The sequence below is a fragment of the Zobellella sp. An-6 genome, assembly GCF_052487945.1.
On sequence record NZ_CP199259.1, the window covers coordinates 1,726,499 to 1,745,586 of the forward strand.

A 19,088-nucleotide genomic window follows, 5' to 3' on the forward strand; every position below is an offset into this window, starting at 1 on the left:
TGCTTTATCGCTGCAACTATCAGCAACTGCGCTGTTTAAGGCTGATTGTGTGCGATTACACGACGAATACACGGTAATAGCGATGCTTTGCACAGGGCATACACACAAAAACGAATGCTGAGATGCGGGCAGGATGTGTGAAGTAGGCCCACCATGCAAGCATGGCGGAGCCTCTTCACCGGCCCTTATTCGCACCTGCGGTGCTCAACGTTCATCCTGCCCTGCGGGGCCGTCCAGCTCAGATGGCAATCACGAAGAGGACGGTGACATGGAGACAAGCGAGAACAAGCCAACGAGAAAGGGCAGTAATCCGATCAAGGTCTATTGCCTGCCCGAGGAAAGGGCGGCCATCGAGACCAACGCCAGGAGGGCGGGCCATAGCGCCTCGACCTATCTGCGCTTGGTCGGCCAGGGCTACCAGGTTCGAGGAGTGACCGATGCCGAGCAGGTGCGCGAACTGGTCAGGGTGAATGGCGACCTGGGCCGCCTGGGTGGCCTGCTGAAACTCTGGCTGACGAATGACGCCAGGGTGGCCGGAGTCGGGGCCAATACCATCCTGGCTGTTCTGGGCCGTATCGAGGCGACGCAGGAGCAGATGAGCTTCCTCATGGAGTCCATACTTCGGCCGAAGGCCGAATCATGATAGCCAAACACGTTGCCATGCGTTCACAGGGCAAATCCGACTTTGCCGGGTTGGTGAATTACATCACCGACAAACAGAGCAAGGAGCATCGGTTAGGGGCCGTTCGGCTGACCAATTGCGAGGCACATTCGGTCCGGGACGCGATCAGCGAAGTGCTGGCGACCCAGTTTGCCAACACCAGGGCGAAGAGCGACAAGACCTATCACCTGATTGTCAGCTTCCGGGCCGGGGAGCAGGTTGAAGCCGAGACCCTGGCCGCCATCGAGGATCGTATTTGCGAGGGACTGGGCTTTGGCGAGCATCAGCGTATCAGTGCCGTTCACAACGACACCGACAACCTGCATATCCATATCGCCATCAACAAGATCCACCCGACGCGGAACACCATCCACGAGCCCTACTACCCACACCAGACGCTGGCCGAGCTGTGCGAAGCCATGGAGCGGGATTATGGGTTGCAGAGGGACAACCACATGCCGCGCCGGCGCGGTGCCGAGGCCCGGGCGGCCGACATGGAGCGCCACGCCGGTATTGAAAGCCTGATCGGCTGGATCAAGCGCGAGTGCCTGGACGAACTCAAGGCCGCGCAGTCCTGGGGTGAGCTGCACCGGGTGATGCGTGACAACGGCCTGGAACTCCGGGGGCGGGGCAATGGGTTGGTGGTGATGGCCGGCGATGACGTTATGGTCAAGGCGAGCACCCTGGGGCGGGATTTCTCCAAGCCGAAGCTGGAAGCCCGTTTTGGCCCGTTCGAGCCTGACCAGGCGCAACAGGCCAGGCCCCGCCGACAGTACCGCAAAGATCCGGTACGGCTGCGGGTGAACACCAGCGCGCTTTACGCCCGGTACAAGTCAGAGCAGGCGACGGCAGCGGCCAACAAAACGGCGGCCCTGGATAAAGCCCGGCGACAGAAAGACCGCCGGATTGATCACGCCAAGATGAAAGGCAGGGCGAGGCGGGCGGCCATCAAGCTTACTGGCGGCGGCAAGCTGACCCAAAAGCTCCTGTATGCCCAGGCCAGCAGTGCCCTGAAAGCCGACATTGATGCCATCCATAAGCAGTACCGGGAAGAACGGCAGGCCATCCATGAGGCCCACGGAAAGCGCACTTGGGCCGATTGGCTCAAGCGGGAGGCCCTGCAGGGCGATGCCGAGGCCCTGGCCGCGCTGCGGGCCAGGGAGGCCGCTCAGGGCCTCAAGGGCAATACCCTCAAGGGAGAGGGGCGGGCGAAGCCCGGTCATGCGCCGGTGATCGACAACATCACCAAGAAGGGCACCATCATTTACCGGGCCGGCTCCAGTGCGGTGCGCGACGATGGCGACCGGCTCCAGGTATCCAGGGAATCCGACCAGGCAGGTATCCAGAATGCGCTACGACTGGCGATGGAGCGTTATGGCGACCGCATTACCGTGCATGGCTCGCCGGAGTTCAAGGCCCGAGTGATCCGGGCGGCCGTGGATGGGCAACTGCCTGTTAGATTCGCGGATGCCGGTCTGGAACGCCGTCGCCAGGCCCTGGCCAACAGCCAGGGTACAACCGGGGTCCAGGGGCGGGCCAAACGGTCGGGAGTAACGCCAATCGGCCAGGAGCCGCCGCCGATGCGCCGTAACCGGCTGCAAACCCTGTCCCAGCTCGATGTGCTGCGCCTTGGGAACAAGGCCGTCAGCACGCCGGCCCCGCCAGGGTCGAACGAGCAGGAGCGCCGCAAGGCCAAGCTGCGGGCGGAGCTGGACGCCAAGAAGGCAAGGCGGCAGAGCAAGGGGCGGGCGCGGTAAAATTTGTTCAATGATTGCAGTGTGCTAAAATGCAGTCATGTAAAGCAAGTGCGGGGTTTGAAATCATGCCGTCTATCACCGTTAGAAATGTGCCGGATGAGGTGCATCGTGCCCTGAAGGTGCTGGCTGCCCAGCACGGGCGCAGCGCCGAAGCGGAAATCCGCGACATCCTGGAAAATGCCGTAAAGCCGAAAGGCCGGAAGAAACTGGGTTCTCTGCTGGCCGAGATTGGCCGACGGGCCAAGTTGACCGATGAAGATCTTAAAACCATCGAGCAGGTGCGTGACAAGACCCCTGCCAAGCCCATGACGTTCGAATGATCGTACTGGATACCAATGTCGTTTCGGAGCCACTGCGTCAGGCCCCCGAAGCCCGGGTGATTGAATGGATTGACGCGCAGACGCTCGAAACGCTTTACCTGTCGGCTATCACGGTGGCCGAATTGCGTTTCGGGATGGCGTCGTTGCCTGCCGGCAAACGCCGTGACGGGTTGCAAGAGAGCCTGGAAAAGCAAATTCTGCCGCTGTTTGCCGGTCGGGTGCTGCCGTTCGATATGTCGGCATCGAAAGCCTACGGCGAGCTGATGGCGAAGGCACGGGCAGCCGGCCTGGCAATCGGCGCAGCCGATGGATATATCGCCGCGACGGCCGCCGCCAATGGCATGATCGTCGCCACGCGAGACGTCAGCCCGTTTGAAGCGGCGGGCGTAGACACTATTAACCCTTGGGAAGCCTAACCGTCCCCAAGGACAATGACACCGATGTTCAACAACAATGCGGCCGCGCGTTTTAACGGTGTCGCGCAGGTCGGACGCCGGGATAGTAAGTAACGAGCTATCTCTGTAGAGGTCCACATTCACCGCTGACGTTCAGCAGGGGTAGCGGTTTGCAGCCATATCCGGCGAGCCGCTACAGGTTGGTGAGTGCAACTTAGTTACGACAACACTAAGAGCACTCAATCATGCAAAAAGAACGTATTTTAGCGGCTAAAATGGCCGCGCTCGCCATCTCCCTGGCGTTGACCACGTCCGTGCCTGTACAGGCGGGCATTCCGGTTGTCGACGGCACCAACCTGGCGCAAAACATGATGTCCGCGATGGAGGCCGTTGCGCAGACGCTCAAGCAAATTGAGCAGTATCAAACCCAGCTCCAGCAGTACGAAAACCAACTGCAAAACACCATGGCTCCGGCCGCTTACATTTGGGATCAGGCCCAGACCACCATCAATGATCTGGTTCAGGCCACCAACACGCTTCAGCATTACCAGAACCAGCTTGGCAGCCTCGATGCTTACCTGGGCAAGTTCCAGGATGTGGCCTATTACCGCAGCTCGCCCTGTTTTAACGGTTCCGGTGGCTGCACACCGGCCGAAAAAGCTGCGATGGAAAAAAACCGCCGCCTGGCGTCCGAATCGCAAAAAGCGGCCAACGACGCGCTGTTTCGCGGGCTTAACCAGCAGCAGCGCAACCTGCAATCCGACGCTCGTCAGCTTGAACGCCTGCAATCCGCCGCCCAGGGCGCAGACGGCCAGCTTGCCGCCATCGGCTACGCCAACCAACTCGCCAGCAACCAGGCCAACCAGCTCCTGCAGATCCGTAGCCTGCTGATTGCCCAGCAGAATGCAGAGGCAGCCCGGCTGGCGTCCGAAATGGATGCCTACGCCAGGGGCGAAGCACGGGAACAGCAGCTGCGCACCTGGACCTATCAACCGAGCTCAGCAGATCGCTACTAAGGGAGGCCGCCATGAAAAGAATCATTCCATTAGTGGCCCTGGTTGCCTTGGTCGGGTGTGAGCAGGAAGTAGTACCGGAGGCGAGCGCGGCCACCTGTGCGCCGGCCGCATTTCAGCAGGCCATCCGCGAGCTGAGAAACGAGGCGAACCGGAAAGCCTTCACCCAGGCTTGCCGATCCTTCGAGAAAGCCCGGCAAATGCGGAGCTGGGAGTTTAAGCCCAGCTCCCCCGACCGGTATTGATGGGGGGCCACAGCATGAAACGAATAGCCTTTTGTGGCCTGGGAGTGTTGGCCGCCGTTGTCGTGTCGGAGCCCGTTCTGGCGCAGGAGCTGTCCAGCAGCAACATCATGGATGATGTGCTGGACCGTTTTCATGGTGCCGCCTCGACCTGGGGGCCCGCCATAGAAGCCGCCGCGAGCCGTCTCTTCTGGACCCTGGTGGTGATCTCGATGGTCTGGACCTTCGGCATGATGGCGTTGCGCAAGGCCGACATTGGCGAGTTCTTCGCGGAACTGGTGCGGTTCACCATCTTCACCGGGTTCTTCTGGTGGCTGCTGACGAACGCGAACCAAGGCATGAACATTGCCGGAACCATCGTCCAGTCATTGCAAACCCTGGGCGCGCAGGCCGGCGGCCTGTCCAACAGTAATCTCGGCCCGTCCAGCATCCTGGATCTTGGCTTTGAACTCTACGACCGGACGGTACAGGCCACGTCGGAGCTGAGCTGGCAACAGTTCGCCACTGCGCTGGTGATGGAGCTGATGGCCCTGGCGGTATTGCTGGTGCTGGCGATTATTTCCGTCAACCTGCTGTTGTTGCTGGCGGCCAGTTGGATACTGCTTTACGCAGGCGTGTTCTTCCTGGGCTTTGGTGGTTCCCGTTGGACCTCGGACATGGCGATCAATTACTACAAGGCCATTCTCGGCATTGCGGCCCAGTTGATGGCCATGGTGTTGCTTGTCGCCATCGGTCGGGATTTCCTCGCTCATTATTACTCGCAGATCAGCGAGAACATGGCGTCCCAGGAGCTGGTGGTGATGCTGGTGGTGTCTGTGATCCTGCTGTTCCTGGTGAACAAGGTGCCGCCCATGATTTCCGGTCTAGTATCCGGCGGCAGCGTCGGTGCCATGGGCATTGGCTCTTTTGGGGCCGGAGCTGCAATGGGCGCAGCCATGACGGCGGCCGGCATGGCCATGGCGGGTGCCAAAATGGCCGGAGGCGCCATGCTGGGCGGTGCCGCAAATGCGGTAGGTGGCGCCTCGGCCCTTAAGGCGGCATTTGAAAAGGCGTCGGCTGCCGCCTCGGCATCCGGTGGTGAGATGCCAGGCTTCGGTGAAACTGGCCATGGCGGCGGTAACTGGGCGGGTGAAAGCTCAAACGGTGGCGATACGGGCACGGGAGACACCCCGTTCGCGCAAGCCGCTGGCTTTGGTGGTTCTGGCACCCGCTCAGGCAGTAACGGTGGCGGGTTCAGCCGAGCGGCTTCGCTGGCAGCCGGCACGGCGGGAGAGCTGGCAAAAGGTATCGGCTCAAAGGCGGCCGGGAAGTTCCAGGGCAAAGTGAGCCAGACCGCCGGCGGCCGCTTGGCGTCCTCTATCCGCGAGGGCATGGAGCCGAGGGGCAATAACGATGCCGGAGGAGGTGACAAGGCGGGCGAACCTGCCCCATCTTTCGGTAACGACAGCCTGGGCGGCACCGGCTCTGTGGACCGTGGCTAGTAAGGCGCATAAGGAGACTCCTCGATGAAACAACGTCACTTCATGGTTGCCCTGGACATGCTCGACAAAGCCCAGGAGACCCACACCGGAGTCGCTTTTGAGCCGGTTATCGAACCAGCAGTAGGGGAAGAGAAGGACGCCGAGGCGGAGATTGCCGCCTTTGTGAACCGCCCGGACCCTACTGGCTGGGTGGAGGCATCAAGTAGCAACCGCATCAGCAATGACGCAGGAGCTGGGGCTGGGAAAACCCCGTTTTCAACTCAAACATAGCCTGTCAGAGAGGTGATATGTGACAACCGCCTATAATATCGAAGTTCAGGAAGCAATTTATCACGCAGCAGCCGAGCCATCTTCTTTGGTGTTCATCGATTAGCTGTGCGTATGCTACATTTTCGAACGTGTTTAGATACGGCCACGCAGTCCGTTGAAATCCTTCAAGCTTTACTAAAAACTAAACAGGGGTCACAAAGATTGGCTCAGGAGCTTCCTGTCCAAGAAGCCTCTTCTTTCGTTCTTTGTTTCGGTCTTTGATTGCCTCCTTCCTAGCTCTGTGAAACACTGGAACATAGTGTGCCCAGCGACTGTTGATCGGTTGTTGAGCACTCACGCGTGCATCCATAGAGGTCTTTGCAATCATCAGACACCTCCAGAACTCTTCAGGGGTCGGTGCGTCCCACATGCTTTCTATCCATATTCGTGCCCATTGAGCATTTTCATGCTCTGACAACGCATACTTGGCAACTTGTCCACAAATGCCTTTACTATCGATATGCTTACTCATAATATCAACGAATTCATCAGATTGGATCGAGTAACCCGCAATCGATATCGCGTATGCTTGGTCCAGGCTATTTTCGCTTGACGCCAGTTGTAGAACCGTCGACTTAATAAAGTCGGCGGCTCCAAAGCGTTCTGCTGCGAGCACTTCCCGAACAAGAACTGCTTCATTTTCTGAACCTAGAAGCCTTTTTCGCCACAATGTTTTCATTGGTTCAGACGCATAGCTTCCCCAAATTGCTTGATGTTCAAGTGTTAGGTCGTCTCCCAAAGATAGCGTTACGAAACCTTGTGACGAGCAAGCACGGTTCAGCAGTGCCACAGCTTGTTCAGGAGATTTCGAGGAGATTAGGTGTGCTACCGCAAAGGCCAAATTATTGAGCCAAATAAATTGGGCGCTCTCCGCCTTTTTCAAAATTTCGAGTAGTTTATCCAGCAGTGTAGGCACTTCAGCAATAAGATGCTGGAGACTGTCGATAGTGACCTCTCGCACCAATATTCTTGCATCTGACTCCTTAATTTCCTCGAAAAATACCTCCGCCACAGCGCTTAGTCTGCTTTGCTTCTCGTCGAAGTTATCATTATCCTCTAGAACCTCCCTCAAATCCTTTTGCTTAGGAAAGCGCTCTCCCTCTCGATCTGTTTCTTCAATAGACAGGAGAGGGAAGGGTACTGGCGCTGTTCGCGAGAATTGAAAGTCTGCGAGCGGAGGTTGTGTCTTGCCTGCATCTACGACTCCTCTGCGAATTTTTTGTAAAAAGTGATCGGCCAATAGCTTGGTAAACGCAGTGCCAAGCCTATCGCTTGACACGAACCAAGTCTTGTGGCTGATCCGCTTCAGAAGGTAATCAATTGATACTTCGCCTCGAACGCTCGCCTCGACCAATAACATCGAACCGAACCAGCTTTCACGAGTATCTCCGTCAGCTGAGGTCGTATTCCAATTGCTGCAAGTGTGCGCTTGTCGAACCTGCTTCAGGTCTCTGTGCGTCGCCAACTCAAAGGCGATGGCGCGAAGCTTTGAAGATTTTCCGCGAGAACACTTCAATATAAGTTCTTCGAGTTCATCATTTATCTGCGTCTGCCCATAAAGCGCAGCCGCAAGAGCGCCGTATGCTGCGTCTTCATCATTTTTTTTGAGTGCGTCTTGAGCCGCCGCTACTATTTTTTCTGTCGGCTGAGGTTTGAAGCTGGGGATGACTTGGAGTAGGTAGTCTGGCCCGAGGGCCTTGCCTGTCATGCACTTGAGTTGTTCACCTGCCGAAATCTGTGCGGCGGCGTAGTAGAATGCGAACATCCGACAAATCGATTGCTCTTTTTCGGGCAGTGTCTCAAAGGCATAGCTTTCCACCATCCTATTGATCAAGTTCTTTGCCAAGTCAGGATCGACCAATGGGAGGTGGTCCTCACAGTTCAAAATGACCTGTCGCAGAGGAAATCCTGTTCTTGTCAGCAGCCCTGCAAGGATATCTCGAGTTTTCTCAATAGCGACAGCGGGTTCAAATCGGCAGGCAACCGGCAGAAAATCCCTGAAGCTGTAATCTTCGCTTCCAAGACCCATAGTCTGCAAAATCTTGTCCGGATCGAGAGCACTGAATTGCTGCGCCCCTTTATTCATGTCTACCGGTCGTGTGGCGTCGGGGTTTGCCACCTTAGCCTGGCGCCATTTATCTGGTGACGGGGGATCGAAGTGAAACCAATCCATTCTTATCTCTTCAGCTAGCACGCTAGCTGCTACTGAGTCTGCTTCCTCTCCTGTTGCGTAAAGCATTCGAACAACCGTCCACTGACCACCTTGCGAGGTACATTTTGCACGCAGTGGCTCGATTGCCCTCAGGAAAGCATTTCTGGTCACGGCTCTATCCACCCGATTGAACGTCGTCAGTTGCTGAAATGCTTTCCGTGCAGAATACACATTCCTATCCAATGCAAACGCTAAACCCATTGCAACAAAGCTATCGGCGAAGTCAACGAGGGAGCGCCCCGCCAGTAGCCGAAGAGCCAGCGTAAACAAGTCATCAGGCTCGTTCGATACTTCGGTCATCCGCTCCAGTAGTTGTTTTTCAAAAGTGGATAGAGAAGACAATACCTCTCCGATTTCAGATTTTTTTTTCTCAATCTGTTTTTCGTACTCAGAATCACTCTGCCCGTGATAGCGATTGGTCTGTTCAACGGGATCCTTGTTGTAACAGTGAAGCCACTGATGAATGGCGGTTTCTGCCGCATGCCACCCTGCCTCGGAGGTTGAAACCTCAAACGCGGCGTGGACAAACCAGTCTTGATTGACCCGCAGCCCTCTTTCGAGGCAAAAATGCTTGAGGGCATCGAAAAGCGCTTTTGGCTGATGCTTGATGATCTCAACGAATTCCTCAAAGCGACGGTCGTCTACATTTTGGATATTGGCAAACGCATCCAGCAGAGCAGAGAAGATTTCCGTATCGAACCGAATGTCGTCTAGCGCGCAGATCAATAGAGATGCAAAGAGCACGTCAGCGGTTCGGTCCATAGCACTGATTGGTTCGACAAGCTGGAATATCCGCTTAGATAAATCTTGTTTCGCCCGAAGAGTTTGCCAAAGTTGGTCGACAAGTGTAAAGCCGAGCGCGAGGGTTAAGCCCTCGTCACGTAGTTCATACTGATCGCCGGGGCCTGGGAGTGGTCGGAAGAACCTAGTCTCAATGACTGCGTTGGAGTCCGCCTGAAAGTTTTGAGGCGGTTCGTTCGAAGACGCTTGCACCCGCTCCAACACTTCTGTTGCATGCTTGCTGAGACGGTTGGTCAAATCCACGAAGGTTTCGTCTTCGTAGTTCTCGAGCTGCGACCTGCGAAGGTGCTCCATTAGCAATCTATCGATCGTCAATCCTTTCCATGTGATGGCCTTCCGATGCGGAAGAGTTGTGACGGCAACGCTAAGCAGTCTGGGGTTTTGGAGTGTTTTTAGGGTTTTTGGGTCGAGCCAATCAAGAGAAATTCCATGATGTTGCAGAAGTTTATTGCGTTCTGCGGGCGACCACTCAGGAACCTTGATGACAGTCGGTGTGAAGGCTAAACCACGGGCGATTGCCTTCTGCCAGAAGTGTGGCCTGACGGTCACGAGCATCCTTCCTCCGACGGCATCTAACCGGGATTGGATGCCGTTAAGTAATTTGTCCCAACGGAGGTTTTGACGTTGGTTTAGACCGTCAACGACGACCATCAAAGAAGCTAGTGGTGGTGTAGTTCTCCATGCCTGAAGGCGGTGCCTCCACCTAATCTTAAGCGCGTCGTCGGCTATTTCGCCGGTTTGCTTGATCAGAAGATGGATCAAGAAATCATCCAAGTCTCCGACTGACACACCGTCAAGCTGCTCTGCGCTGACGAATAGCGCCAAGCCTTTTGCGTCAGAGCAGAGTTGTGCGGAAAGCCATGATTTTCCGTGGCCCTCATCACCTAACAGAACGACTTCTTTGCCTACTTGAATCTCGCTCGCGATGTGACCCCGTAGTTCGTCGCGCATCGGCGGAGAAGCTTGCTCCTTTAGAACCGCTAGTCCTTGGCCGTAACGTTCCCTAGCTAGGTGTGTGGAGCTAAACGTTTGCTTTCGCCACTCGATGTTCAAATCGACCGCTCGCTTTAACGCCAACTTCGAAACATTAAGATTTAACTTGAGTCTCTGAAGGAGGTTATCGAATTCTGGGTGATGCGAGACAGACGAGAATGCCGCTTCAAGGTCACCTTCGGTTAGCTTTTTCTGGTTCGTGTTATCATGGTGGTTTTTGACGATGAAATTGATGGCGTCATTACCTGCGGCAACCAGCACGATGGCAAGAAGCGGCAGCGGGGCGGCGGTCCAATCCAAAATAAGGGTGAAGACAGCGTTTTGGTCGCCAGTTACCTTCACGGCTGCTGCAAGCTGTGAGCTGACCTCGGTCGTTGCACCCAGAATCCACAAGCGGTCAGCAGTATTTTTACTGCGAGCTAAATCCACGATTTTTGTCAAAACATCATTTCTATGGATGTCCCCTGAGTATCGCTTGGCTTCAAAGCAAACGGGGTCGCCCGGCATGACAGCATCTCCGTCCATCCCGCCTTGCAGTCCACTTGCCGCAAGACGGAATGGGATGCCGGTCAAATTCGTCAGCGCAATGCGAAGAAGCCCTTCAAACCCGTCTCCCCCCGAGGCCTTGATCGACAAAATCCCAATTCTAATTGTGTCGAGGCTATCTTTGTATTTGCAAACGACATTTTTACTCATGCGTTCTCTCTTTTGATTGCTCGGGTGAGGCGTCGAGTCTCATTTAGAAAGTTATTTTTATTAACACTTGACTTGTTGGCACTGCTGCGCATCTGTTTCTTTACTAAAAGACTGAATCTTAGCGCAGGTGAATCTAAATTTTAGCTTTCACTCCGTTGCTAATCCAGCTCGCATTTGCAGCGGAAGTCTGCTTCCTGCCCATCTTGGTCCATCGTGATGAGTAAATAACTGATCCTAATAGTGCTACATTCTGGCTGTTCCGTAACCACTTCCGGGAAAGGGCGAAACTGTATCCATGAAGTGCCTGACCCGTTGGAGAAGTGACCAGATGCTGCGGCATTGGTGGTTACGGGTCACTGTCTCGTGCAGCTTGTGCCAGAGCAGCTCTATCTTGTTGATCCATGGCGAGCAACCGGTTGGAAGAGCAAGATGAACTTGGGGTTCTTCACCAGCCAGGCCTGGACCTGGCGGCTTTTGTGGATCACGTAGTTGTCCAGGATCAGAGTGATCTGCCGAGCCCGGCGATAGCGCCGCCGCAAGGCCTCCAGCAGGGTGATGAACAGGGAAGAATTCTTTTTATGGCCAGAGTGTCAACAACACCCCAGTTTGACCGCTTTTCATCAACATAGATTGTCCGGTTTTCATCAGTGTTCAGTGTCCGGTTGTTGAGCTTCGGTATCGTCAGTATCCTCCTGTCGTGGGAGTGTTCCGGGAACGAGACCGGCCTTACGTTTGTCTTTAAGCCGGTAGCTTTCCCCCCTGATGTTCAGCGTCGTTGAGTGGTGCAGGAGTCGGTCGAGGATCGCCGTGGCGATGACCTGATCTGCTCGACTTTGCTGTGGTAGTCCGGGTCTTTGATCCACAGTGTGTGGGCGACTCTACGCCAGACAATCCCCTCACGAGGCAGCCAACGGCGGAGCGTGGAGGCCGCGATGTCGAGACCCAACAACCGATTGATTTCAATAGCAAAGAGCTCGGTAGACCAACGACTGCGCTGGTAACCCAAGTCTTGTGGTGACATCTGGATAAGCGTCTGAAGCAGCATGATAATGTTACGGATAGGAAGAACGGGTGGCCGGCCTGCCGGCAGTGAACGCAAGGCATCGAGCCCGCCGTCCTGGTACCAGTTGAACCAGCGGCCCAGGGTAGAGCGCGCGGCCCCGGTCAGCTCCTATCGTTTGTGACGCAACAACACCGCCATGACTCTCCGAGCATGTTGTTTGTCTGGCGTGGTCTGAATGATTTTGTGCATCCGGTGTTGCTCAGGACGTGGCATGGGCTCAGTCCTTTGGGTGTCGAGTTGAGTATGTTTGGCGACTGATCAGATCGCACAAACTGGACTGAGTTCCCTGCCTCCACTGATCTACTATTCGGAACAGCTATTTAACGTTAAGCTAACGGAAAACCTGCCCTATCAGCGCAATTTGAGCGATTTTCATACAGCTATCCGTGTTGAAAACTGCGGGGGAGGGAGGTTGGATTTATGTCAGTATATCCTTTACTGTAACAAGGATGGTATAGAAGCAGATAAGTAGAGATTTTTAGAGCTTAATTATATATGTCCTTGATTGGCTAGGGATGGAGTGAGGTGGTCGGGTATGGAACAGTCTTTTTCAGTTAAAAATTTCCGGAGTATTTATGATCTTGATTTGCGAAATCGAGGAGATTTAGAGCGTGAATACTTTGAAGAAGCATATGGCGAAAGGCTGAAAATTAGAAATACAAAAAAGCTAAAGTATCAGATTGTATCAAAATTTAAAAAATGTTTGATAAAAAAAGACCGCTATGAAAAAAGAATGGAAGTAATCAGAAGGTTGTTGGAGATAAGAATAGATAGGTACAACAAGTGTGTAAATGATGAGATTGAAAGAATTTGCAATAAAGTAAATAGAAAGGGATATAAACTACCTTTAGAGAAGTTACCCAATCAGATTTCTGATAAAGACGCTTTTACAATTGGTAAGAGCGTGGAGAGTATATTTGTTACAAGGCATTTGCATAATATCATAAGAAGCACGTATAATATAAAGCAATCGCATCGTGACTTAATCGTTAGCAGAGTTAAAAGTGTTTGCTTAGATAAAAGCCCTAAATATATTGTCAAAGCTGACGTAAAAGATTTTTACGAAAGCATTGAGCATGAGCTTATTATAAAAAAGCTGCACGCATCCACAAGGCTGTCTGTATTGCCTAAGAGAATACTCACTCAACTTCTTAGATCATATGCTAAGTTGGTGGGGGGTGATAAAGGGCTTCCAAGAGGTGTTGGTTTAAGTGCCTATTTATCAGAAGTATATATGAAAGACTTGGATGATGAGCTGGTGAATAATCCGGATTTAACGTTTTATTCTCGCTACGTCGATGACTTAATATTGATATACTCTCCAGATGTTATAAAGAATAAGTCTTATTACCTTCAGACTGTAGATGAAGCTGTTGATAGGAAGAAATTAAAATTAAATAATAAAACAAAAGAAATTGATCTGACAATAGATAAAGCTCAAGAATTTGAATATCTGGGGTATGGGTTTTCATTTAAAGGTAAAGATATAGCAATTCGGCTCAGCAGTAAAAGGGTTGATAAATATAAAGAGCGTATCAATCAGGCTTTCGATAACTATTTTAAAAAATGCAAATATAATCCTGATGAAAAAGCTGATCTTCTAATAGATAAAATTCGGTTTTTAACTGGAAATACTCGGCTTTTGCATGCAAAAAGCAAAGCGTTTACTGGTGTCTATTTTAATAACATGTATATTAACCCGGCGGCAAAATACATCGATTATGCCGCATAAGCGATGTGCTCCGATCGGAAGTAACTTTTCACCCGCTCCGACCTGCGCTGCAACTTCCGCATAGAGGAGCGGGTTCGCTTCTTGAGCTCTTCCACACTGCGAATCGCCGGCCCACTGTGCACCATGCCTTTCAGGTCACCATTGAGATACTCATCCGGATTCAGTTCCGGTGAGTAGGCGGGCAGGAAAAAGACCTCCAGAAAACGCTTTACCGTCCCTTTTTCCAGCCAGCGTTTGACCTTTTTGGCATGATGAACCCGCAGGTTATCCAGGATCAGAAATACTTTTCCCGGGGTGGAGGCAATCAGCCCGCGCATGAACTTGATCAACACGTCTGCCGTCATGGTGGATTCATACAGCATGAAGCGGACCGTACCTTGGTTGGTGATGGCCGACACCATGTTCAGGGAAACCCGCTTGGCCGGCAGGGCTTGTACCGGCGTCTTGCCAACCGGGGCATAGCTGCGCCCATGTTGGACCGTGTTCTTGATGCCGGTTTCGTCGCCCCAGAAGATCTGGGCCTTTTCAGCCTTGGCACGGGCCTTGATACGTGGATACTCCTCGTTCAGCCAGGCTTCGACACGAGCCGGGCTCTGCTCCCATGCCTTTTTCAAGGGCTTCTGGGGTGTAAATCCCCAGCGCTTGAGGTAGTCCCCCATGGTGCGAACCGGAATGTGGATGCCCCAAAATTGCTTGATCAGTTCAGCAATGGAGCGCCGGGTCCACAGGGCAAACCCCAGCTTGTACTGATCGGGCATATGGTCGCGGATAGCCTCGATCACCTTCTGCTGTTGCACGGCGTTCAGGCGGCCGGGCTTGTTTTTTGGACCCCGTTTCTGGACGGCGAGAGCCGCTTTGCCGCCGGCCTCGTAGCGCTTGAACCAACGGCCCACGGTATCCGGATGAACATTCAGTAATCGGCCGATCTCGCGGAAGGTCTTATTTTCCAGTCGAAGTCGGATGGCCTGCTGCCTCAGCAGCTCTTGTTGCTCGGTGGTGAGCTTGCGTGCATCTGTTTTCATTCGCACAGTATATCAGATCTAAACTGCCGCCGGGTTAATATCTATTCGACCCAACGCTCCTTCCAGCTTGCCGATATCCACCCCGCCATGCAGACCCCGGCCGGTGCGCAGTATGTAGGAGTTGATCTCCACCACTCGTTGTGGCGGAAAATGCAGCAGGCTCATTACATGTCAGCCAGGCGCTTGAAGGTGTTCTGATGCTCCTTCAAGGTGAGCCGGGTTTCGGACTTGACTATCTGCTTGCCCTCTTCGCCGCTCAGGTCGAGCCGTTTAGAAGCGCGAATGTGAGGCCGGGTCTGTGCCTGGGGCAGGCCGTATTTATTGGTTTTGATATGGGTCGTCATGGCGTTCTCCTTGATGACGTGGTTAATGATGATGGTACGATCGGCCGCTGCGGCGGGCAAGCCTTCGAGTGCAATACAGACATGCCCGCCAGGGTGACTGATCAGGACTTGTTGTCTTTCAGGGTTTTTTTCAGTTGCTCGTCGCGCCAGGCAGAGCGGTGGCGCAATTGCTTGGTTGCCGCCTCAATGAACTGGAACAGCAGGTCGTGCGACACCATCAGGCCATTGGGCATGGTCATGGCCTTGAGCAGATCCTCGGGCGAGCCGATAAAGGTGTCTGGCGCCACCGGGCTGACGTGCTCTTTGCCTTCAAAGTCGAAGTGAACCAGCCAGCGCCGGTGAGTCAGGCTGGGGGCCGGTGCCACGGGTTGGTGGTCGAGCACGTCCAGCACCCAGCGACGGAACTCGGCGGCCACTTCGGTACGAGAGAACATGGCCAGCAGATGGGCGCCGCGCAGGGAGAAAATGCGCACCTCTTTTTGCAGATTTCCCGAGAGGGCCAATTTGACCCTCTCGGTCATGCAGGGGGTAAACTCGCCGGCGTTGCGGCGGTAAATGCGGCTGATGGCGTTTTCATTGGCATAGCCAAGGGCCTGGGCGATCTGGGCGGCTTGCAGCCAGGGCTGGCCGTGGTGATCAACAATATCGAGTGGGAATGAGGCCGGTTATCGGTGAATGACAAAAGCCCCTGCAGTGCAGGGGCTTTTTGTTATTGGGTGCATATAACCTATGATGCCGGCGCACCCGACATTTTCACACTCGTGACACAGAAGTCCATTATTTGAGCTGGGAGTTATCAAAACCTTTGGCGCTCGGACAGGTTCAGCTAAGAAGACATCAGCGGGAGAACCAGTCACTTGCAGACTCAGGTGTTCACGTTTATGATTTGTTCATGATTCATGAACGATGATAATGTGTGAACACTAACGCGACTCTGCTGATGCTGGCCCTGGATAGTCTGCCCTCGCACATCCAGGGCGAGTCAACCTTTGATCCAAAGCCGGATGGCCATCCTTACTCTGATGCTCAAGTCACCCTGACGGTACACGGCGAACGCTACCGGTTTAGCGTTGAAATAAAGCATATCCATCGTAAAGAAAGCCTCTCAACACTGCTGGGTGCTGCTCGTCCCGACACCCTGCTGGTTTGCAACAGACTGTCAGCTCATCTCGCCGACTTTTGCTCCAGCAACGCTATCAACTTCATTGATGAAGCCGGCAACGCCAGGGTGAGCTGTAACGGACTGAATCTGTGGATTGAAGGAAAAAACAGCTCTGAAAGTCACCCTGTAACTCAGCAGCAGGCAAAGCCGGGGCTGGGCTTTATGAAGCTGCTGTTTGCCTTGTTGGCTCATGAGGATGTGTTACACCTACCATTTCGAACTATTGCCGAGATGGCAAATATTTCGTTGGGCATGGTTAGCAAGGGGTTTAAATACCTGGAGTCTGAAAAGCTTGTCAGTCTGGGCAGTACCCGGCGGATTCTGGATAAAGAAGCCCTTTACCATATCTGGATTGAGCACTATCGCACGGTACTAAGGCCAAAGCTCGGTGGGCTAAAACTGGTTGCTCCGGATGACTGGCGAGATATCCCCTTAACACCCAATGATTACTGGGGGGGAGAAGTGGCCGCCGATGAACTGACTCGCTATTTACAGCCTTATGAGTTACAGCTCTTTACCTTTGAGCCACTGCAGAAAAAGCTTGCTCTGCTCAAGGCAAAGCCAGACCCTGCCGGCAGACTCTGGTTGGTTCCGGCATTCTGGGGGAAGGAGCTGGAAATCAATATCAACGCCAGGGCATTGCTGGCTGTTGCCGAACTGCTTGCAAGCAGCGATAGCCGAAACAAAGAGGTTGCCGAACTCATCAATGATCAATATCTACACCTTAAAACACTCCCTGAAACCCGGGTTTGAGCCTGTACTGACAGTGATCACCCGCACAACCAGACAAACCGGAGTGCCATTTTTTGTTGCTGGGGCAACGGCGAGAGATCTCGTTCTGTATCATGTGTTTGGGCGAGATCCCGGTCGCCAGACCCGGGATATTGATACCGGTATTCTGGTGCCGGATTGGGACGCTTTCGCCAGAGTAAGGCAGGCTTTGCTGGATGCTGGTTTAACAGTAACCAAGAGGATCCATCGACTACAAGACCCCGAAAGTGGCTTGCCAATTGATATTATTCCATTTGGTGCCATAGCCGATGACGCAGGTGAAATACAGTGGCCACCAGAGCATGCTGTCACCATGTCGGTGGCCGGGTTTCAGGAAGCTTACGATGCCGCCTTATCAGTAGAAGTAGGGCTGGGCGATATCATCAAAGTCGCGTCGCTGGCCGGGCTGACTCTGCTAAAGCTGATAGCCTGGCAGGAGCGGGGAAACGAGAGTAGTAAAGACGCGGCTGACTTTTTAACCATTCTGCTTGAGTACCAGCATGTTCAGGAGGATCGTCTGTGGGAGCCTTATGTCCCGGCAGAGCGGCTGGAGTATGATACCGAGAGGCAAGGAGCTTTCCTGCTCGGGTACGATTTGAAGATGATCTTGTCTGAGCCAGCAACCAATCCGGACACCGTCAGCCGGATTACCGCATTGGCGGCTGATATTGATGGACTGGTCGGGGCTCAGTTCAGAAGTCAGAACCTCTGCGGTTACGAGAGGGTAGAGCAGCTGCAGCATGACTTTTTGGCGGGACTGGAGTTGTAAGAACAGTCTCAACTCAGTAAAAAACTAAAAAATACTGAACATGGTATTTTTCTTGGTATTGAAGATGTATGGCTTAGTAAGATACTGATATTTAAAGGTACTATTGATTATCGAGTGGAAGTGATGCACTAGCGGCGGACGGCCTGCCGCATCCGGCGGAATAACAATAACAGCCCCTGATATCAGGGGCTTTTTGTATCTACAGGGCGGGCTGGTGATTTCTTGTTGTTTTTCTGTTGCCGGTTTGTGTCCGGGGGACTAGGCTAAAAATGCTACTGTTAAGTAAACATTTGAGTCCTCGACCACCCCCTGATGAGGTGGTCGTTTTTATTGGGCGGCCGGCCGCCGGAAGTGTCCTGCCGGGCGGCGTCGCACGGCCGCCTCTGTGGCTGTAAATATATTGTAAAATCAGCTTGTTGAAGCATTTTTGCTGGCCTTGAACCCGGCGGGTTGTTATGGTGGCCCGCGCGCCGGTAACCGGCCATCTTCGCTTCCCCTCAGCCCGGCACTGTCCCAAGGAGTTGTCATGCGCCGCACCCTGCTCAAGCTGCCCCTGCTGGCCCTGGCCATTTCCGCTTTGCCCCTGTCCCCGATGGCTGCCGATGCCGACCGGAAGGACATCGTCATCGGCACCACCGTCGGGGACTTCGCCGACATGGTGACCGAATCGGTCAAGCCCTTCCTGGAAGCGCGTGGCTACCGGGTAAAACTGGTGGAATTCACCGACTACGTGATGCCCAACCTGGCGCTGGCGGAAGGGGCGCTGGACGTCAACTGCTTCCAGCACCGGCCTTACCTCGAAACCTTCAGCAGGGACAGGGGCCTGGATCTGACCCCCGTCACCCAGGTGCCCACCGGCCCCATGGGGCTCTATTCCGGCAAACTGGACTCCCTGGAGCGGGTGAACAAGGGCAGCACCGTCGCCATTCCCAACGATCCCACCAACCAGGCCCGGGCCCTGCTGATGCTGGAAGACCTGGGCTGGATCAAACTCAAGGCCGGCATAGATCCGCTGCGCGCCAGCGAGTTCGATGTGGCGGAAAACCCCAAGGGCATCCGGCTGGTGCCGCTGGAGGCGGCGCAGCTGCCGCGCTCGCGCCAGGACGTGGACTTTTCGGTGATCAACGGCAACTACGCCGCTTCCAGCGGCATTCCCTTCGCCGAGGGCCTCTTCCTCGAGCGCAGCTACGATTTCATCAACTGGGTGGTGGTGCGCAGCGAGGACCGGGACCAGCCCTTCGTTCAGGACCTGATCGACGCCTACAACGCCGACGGCTTCAAGGACTATGCCATCAGGCGCTTCGAGGGTTACAAGTACCCCGAGTCCTGGAACCGCTGAGCGTCC

17 protein-coding genes and 3 pseudogenes are annotated in these 19,088 nt (G+C 54.2%); 12 read left to right on the top strand and 8 right to left on the bottom strand.

Annotated features, from left to right (window positions below; genetic code table 11):
* The first annotated feature begins 268 nt into the window (after positions 1-268).
* The 8 genes from traJ (at position 269) to ACT7DK_RS07995 (ending at position 6,139) form a co-directional block, all read left to right on the top strand.
* Positions 269-643 carry a conjugal transfer transcriptional regulator TraJ gene (gene traJ / locus ACT7DK_RS07960; RefSeq protein ID WP_097424112.1) on the top strand — a complete coding sequence of 125 codons (375 nt, stop codon included), beginning with the start codon at positions 269-271 and terminating at the stop codon, positions 641-643.
* Positions 640-2,418 carry a TraI/MobA(P) family conjugative relaxase gene (gene traI, locus ACT7DK_RS07965; protein WP_445398012.1) on the top strand — a complete coding sequence of 593 codons (1,779 nt, stop codon included), beginning with the start codon at positions 640-642 and terminating at the stop codon, positions 2,416-2,418. The genes traJ and traI overlap by 4 nt, the downstream gene beginning before the upstream one ends.
* A 65-nt stretch (positions 2,419-2,483) precedes the next feature.
* Positions 2,484-2,738 (top strand): FitA-like ribbon-helix-helix domain-containing protein, encoded by a 255-nt coding sequence (locus ACT7DK_RS07970; RefSeq protein ID WP_096779514.1) that lies wholly within the window; start codon positions 2,484-2,486, stop codon positions 2,736-2,738.
* Entirely contained in the window at positions 2,735-3,154 is a 420-nt protein-coding gene (locus ACT7DK_RS07975) for a type II toxin-antitoxin system VapC family toxin (RefSeq protein WP_445398015.1), read from the top strand. The genes ACT7DK_RS07970 and ACT7DK_RS07975 overlap by 4 nt, the downstream gene beginning before the upstream one ends.
* A gap of 224 nt (positions 3,155-3,378) precedes the next feature.
* Entirely contained in the window at positions 3,379-4,149 is a 771-nt protein-coding gene (gene trbJ / locus ACT7DK_RS07980) for a P-type conjugative transfer protein TrbJ (RefSeq protein ID WP_445398017.1), read from the top strand.
* Between the two features lie 11 nt (positions 4,150-4,160).
* Positions 4,161-4,391, top strand: coding sequence for an entry exclusion lipoprotein TrbK (gene trbK, locus ACT7DK_RS07985; RefSeq protein ID WP_445398019.1), 231 nt, complete (start codon positions 4,161-4,163; stop codon positions 4,389-4,391).
* 14 nt (positions 4,392-4,405) lie between these two features.
* Positions 4,406-5,869, top strand: coding sequence for a P-type conjugative transfer protein TrbL (gene trbL, locus ACT7DK_RS07990; RefSeq protein ID WP_445398021.1), 1,464 nt, complete (start codon positions 4,406-4,408; stop codon positions 5,867-5,869).
* 24 nt (positions 5,870-5,893) lie between these two features.
* Entirely contained in the window at positions 5,894-6,139 is a 246-nt protein-coding gene (locus ACT7DK_RS07995; protein WP_445398023.1) for a hypothetical protein, read from the top strand.
* A gap of 181 nt (positions 6,140-6,320) precedes the next feature.
* Here the strand turns inward: ACT7DK_RS07995 and ACT7DK_RS08000 are convergent, their stop codons facing one another.
* From ACT7DK_RS08000 to ACT7DK_RS08015, 4 genes and pseudogenes are all read right to left on the bottom strand, one after another.
* Positions 6,321-10,880 carry a hypothetical protein gene (locus ACT7DK_RS08000; RefSeq protein ID WP_445398025.1) on the bottom strand — a complete coding sequence of 1,520 codons (4,560 nt, stop codon included), beginning with the start codon at positions 10,878-10,880 and terminating at the stop codon, positions 6,321-6,323.
* Positions 10,881-11,123: 243 nt separating this feature from the next.
* Positions 11,124-11,480, bottom strand: a pseudogene (locus ACT7DK_RS08005) (IS630 family transposase); the annotation flags it as partial.
* 44 nt (positions 11,481-11,524) lie between these two features.
* A pseudogene (locus tag ACT7DK_RS08010) lies at positions 11,525-11,704 on the bottom strand (ATP-binding protein); the annotation flags it as partial.
* A 13-nt stretch (positions 11,705-11,717) separates the two neighbouring features.
* A pseudogene (locus ACT7DK_RS08015) lies at positions 11,718-12,156 on the bottom strand (helix-turn-helix domain-containing protein); the annotation flags it as partial.
* Positions 12,157-12,478: 322 nt separating this feature from the next.
* Here ACT7DK_RS08015 and drt3a point away from each other — a divergent pair.
* Positions 12,479-13,675, top strand: coding sequence for an antiviral reverse transcriptase Drt3a (gene drt3a, locus ACT7DK_RS08020; protein WP_445398027.1), 1,197 nt, complete (start codon positions 12,479-12,481; stop codon positions 13,673-13,675).
* On the opposite strand, the gene ACT7DK_RS08025 is transcribed toward drt3a, so the two are convergent.
* The 4 genes from ACT7DK_RS08025 to ACT7DK_RS08040 form a co-directional block, all read right to left on the bottom strand.
* Positions 13,663-14,697 carry an IS630 family transposase gene (locus ACT7DK_RS08025; protein ID WP_445398029.1) on the bottom strand — a complete coding sequence of 345 codons (1,035 nt, stop codon included), beginning with the start codon at positions 14,695-14,697 and terminating at the stop codon, positions 13,663-13,665. The genes drt3a and ACT7DK_RS08025 overlap by 13 nt on opposite strands.
* Positions 14,698-14,715: 18 nt before the next feature.
* A complete protein-coding gene (locus ACT7DK_RS08030; RefSeq protein ID WP_445398031.1) occupies positions 14,716-14,862 on the bottom strand; it encodes a hypothetical protein in 147 nt (48 codons plus the stop codon).
* On the bottom strand, positions 14,862-15,041 hold the full coding sequence (locus ACT7DK_RS08035; protein WP_445398033.1) for a hypothetical protein: 180 nt from the start codon (positions 15,039-15,041) through the stop codon (positions 14,862-14,864). The genes ACT7DK_RS08030 and ACT7DK_RS08035 overlap by 1 nt, the downstream gene beginning before the upstream one ends.
* A 101-nt stretch (positions 15,042-15,142) precedes the next feature.
* Positions 15,143-15,685, bottom strand: coding sequence for a BRO-N domain-containing protein (locus ACT7DK_RS08040; RefSeq protein WP_445402300.1), 543 nt, complete (start codon positions 15,683-15,685; stop codon positions 15,143-15,145).
* Positions 15,686-15,981: 296 nt separating this feature from the next.
* Here ACT7DK_RS08040 and ACT7DK_RS08045 point away from each other — a divergent pair, with 296 nt between their 5' ends.
* The 3 genes from ACT7DK_RS08045 to ACT7DK_RS08055 all read left to right on the top strand — a co-directional run bounded on the left by ACT7DK_RS08045 (position 15,982) and on the right by ACT7DK_RS08055 (position 19,082).
* Positions 15,982-16,956: a type IV toxin-antitoxin system AbiEi family antitoxin gene (locus tag ACT7DK_RS08045; protein ID WP_445398035.1), complete on the top strand. Its 975-nt coding sequence runs from the start codon at positions 15,982-15,984 to the stop codon at positions 16,954-16,956.
* On the top strand, positions 16,910-17,743 hold the full coding sequence (locus tag ACT7DK_RS08050) for a nucleotidyl transferase AbiEii/AbiGii toxin family protein (protein WP_445398037.1): 834 nt from the start codon (positions 16,910-16,912) through the stop codon (positions 17,741-17,743). The genes ACT7DK_RS08045 and ACT7DK_RS08050 overlap by 47 nt, the downstream gene beginning before the upstream one ends.
* 526 nt (positions 17,744-18,269) lie before the next feature.
* Positions 18,270-19,082 (top strand): MetQ/NlpA family ABC transporter substrate-binding protein, encoded by an 813-nt coding sequence (locus tag ACT7DK_RS08055; protein WP_445398039.1) that lies wholly within the window; start codon positions 18,270-18,272, stop codon positions 19,080-19,082.
* Positions 19,083-19,088: the final 6 nt, after the last annotated feature.

Excerpts from the sequence above, each read along its gene's own strand:
- ACT7DK_RS08050 (WP_445398037.1), top strand. The coding sequence starts at position 16,910 with ATGATCAATATCTACACCTTAAAACACTCCCTGAAACCCGGGTTTGAG.
- ACT7DK_RS08045 (WP_445398035.1), top strand. The coding sequence starts at position 15,982 with ATGCTGGCCCTGGATAGTCTGCCCTCGCACATCCAGGGCGAGTCAACC.
- ACT7DK_RS07970 (WP_096779514.1), top strand. The coding sequence starts at position 2,484 with ATGCCGTCTATCACCGTTAGAAATGTGCCGGATGAGGTGCATCGTGCC.
- ACT7DK_RS08000 (WP_445398025.1), bottom strand. The coding sequence starts at position 10,880 with ATGAGTAAAAATGTCGTTTGCAAATACAAAGATAGCCTCGACACAATT.
- ACT7DK_RS08055 (WP_445398039.1), top strand. The coding sequence starts at position 18,270 with ATGCGCCGCACCCTGCTCAAGCTGCCCCTGCTGGCCCTGGCCATTTCC.
- ACT7DK_RS08035 (WP_445398033.1), bottom strand. The coding sequence starts at position 15,041 with ATGACGACCCATATCAAAACCAATAAATACGGCCTGCCCCAGGCACAG.
- traI (WP_445398012.1), top strand. The coding sequence starts at position 640 with ATGATAGCCAAACACGTTGCCATGCGTTCACAGGGCAAATCCGACTTT.
- ACT7DK_RS07995 (WP_445398023.1), top strand. The coding sequence starts at position 5,894 with ATGAAACAACGTCACTTCATGGTTGCCCTGGACATGCTCGACAAAGCC.
- traJ (WP_097424112.1), top strand. The coding sequence starts at position 269 with ATGGAGACAAGCGAGAACAAGCCAACGAGAAAGGGCAGTAATCCGATC.
- trbL (WP_445398021.1), top strand. The coding sequence starts at position 4,406 with ATGAAACGAATAGCCTTTTGTGGCCTGGGAGTGTTGGCCGCCGTTGTC.
- ACT7DK_RS08025 (WP_445398029.1), bottom strand. The coding sequence starts at position 14,697 with ATGAAAACAGATGCACGCAAGCTCACCACCGAGCAACAAGAGCTGCTG.
- trbJ (WP_445398017.1), top strand. The coding sequence starts at position 3,379 with ATGCAAAAAGAACGTATTTTAGCGGCTAAAATGGCCGCGCTCGCCATC.
- drt3a (WP_445398027.1), top strand. The coding sequence starts at position 12,479 with ATGGAACAGTCTTTTTCAGTTAAAAATTTCCGGAGTATTTATGATCTT.
- trbK (WP_445398019.1), top strand. The coding sequence starts at position 4,161 with ATGAAAAGAATCATTCCATTAGTGGCCCTGGTTGCCTTGGTCGGGTGT.
- ACT7DK_RS08030 (WP_445398031.1), bottom strand. The coding sequence starts at position 14,862 with ATGAGCCTGCTGCATTTTCCGCCACAACGAGTGGTGGAGATCAACTCC.
- ACT7DK_RS07975 (WP_445398015.1), top strand. The coding sequence starts at position 2,735 with ATGATCGTACTGGATACCAATGTCGTTTCGGAGCCACTGCGTCAGGCC.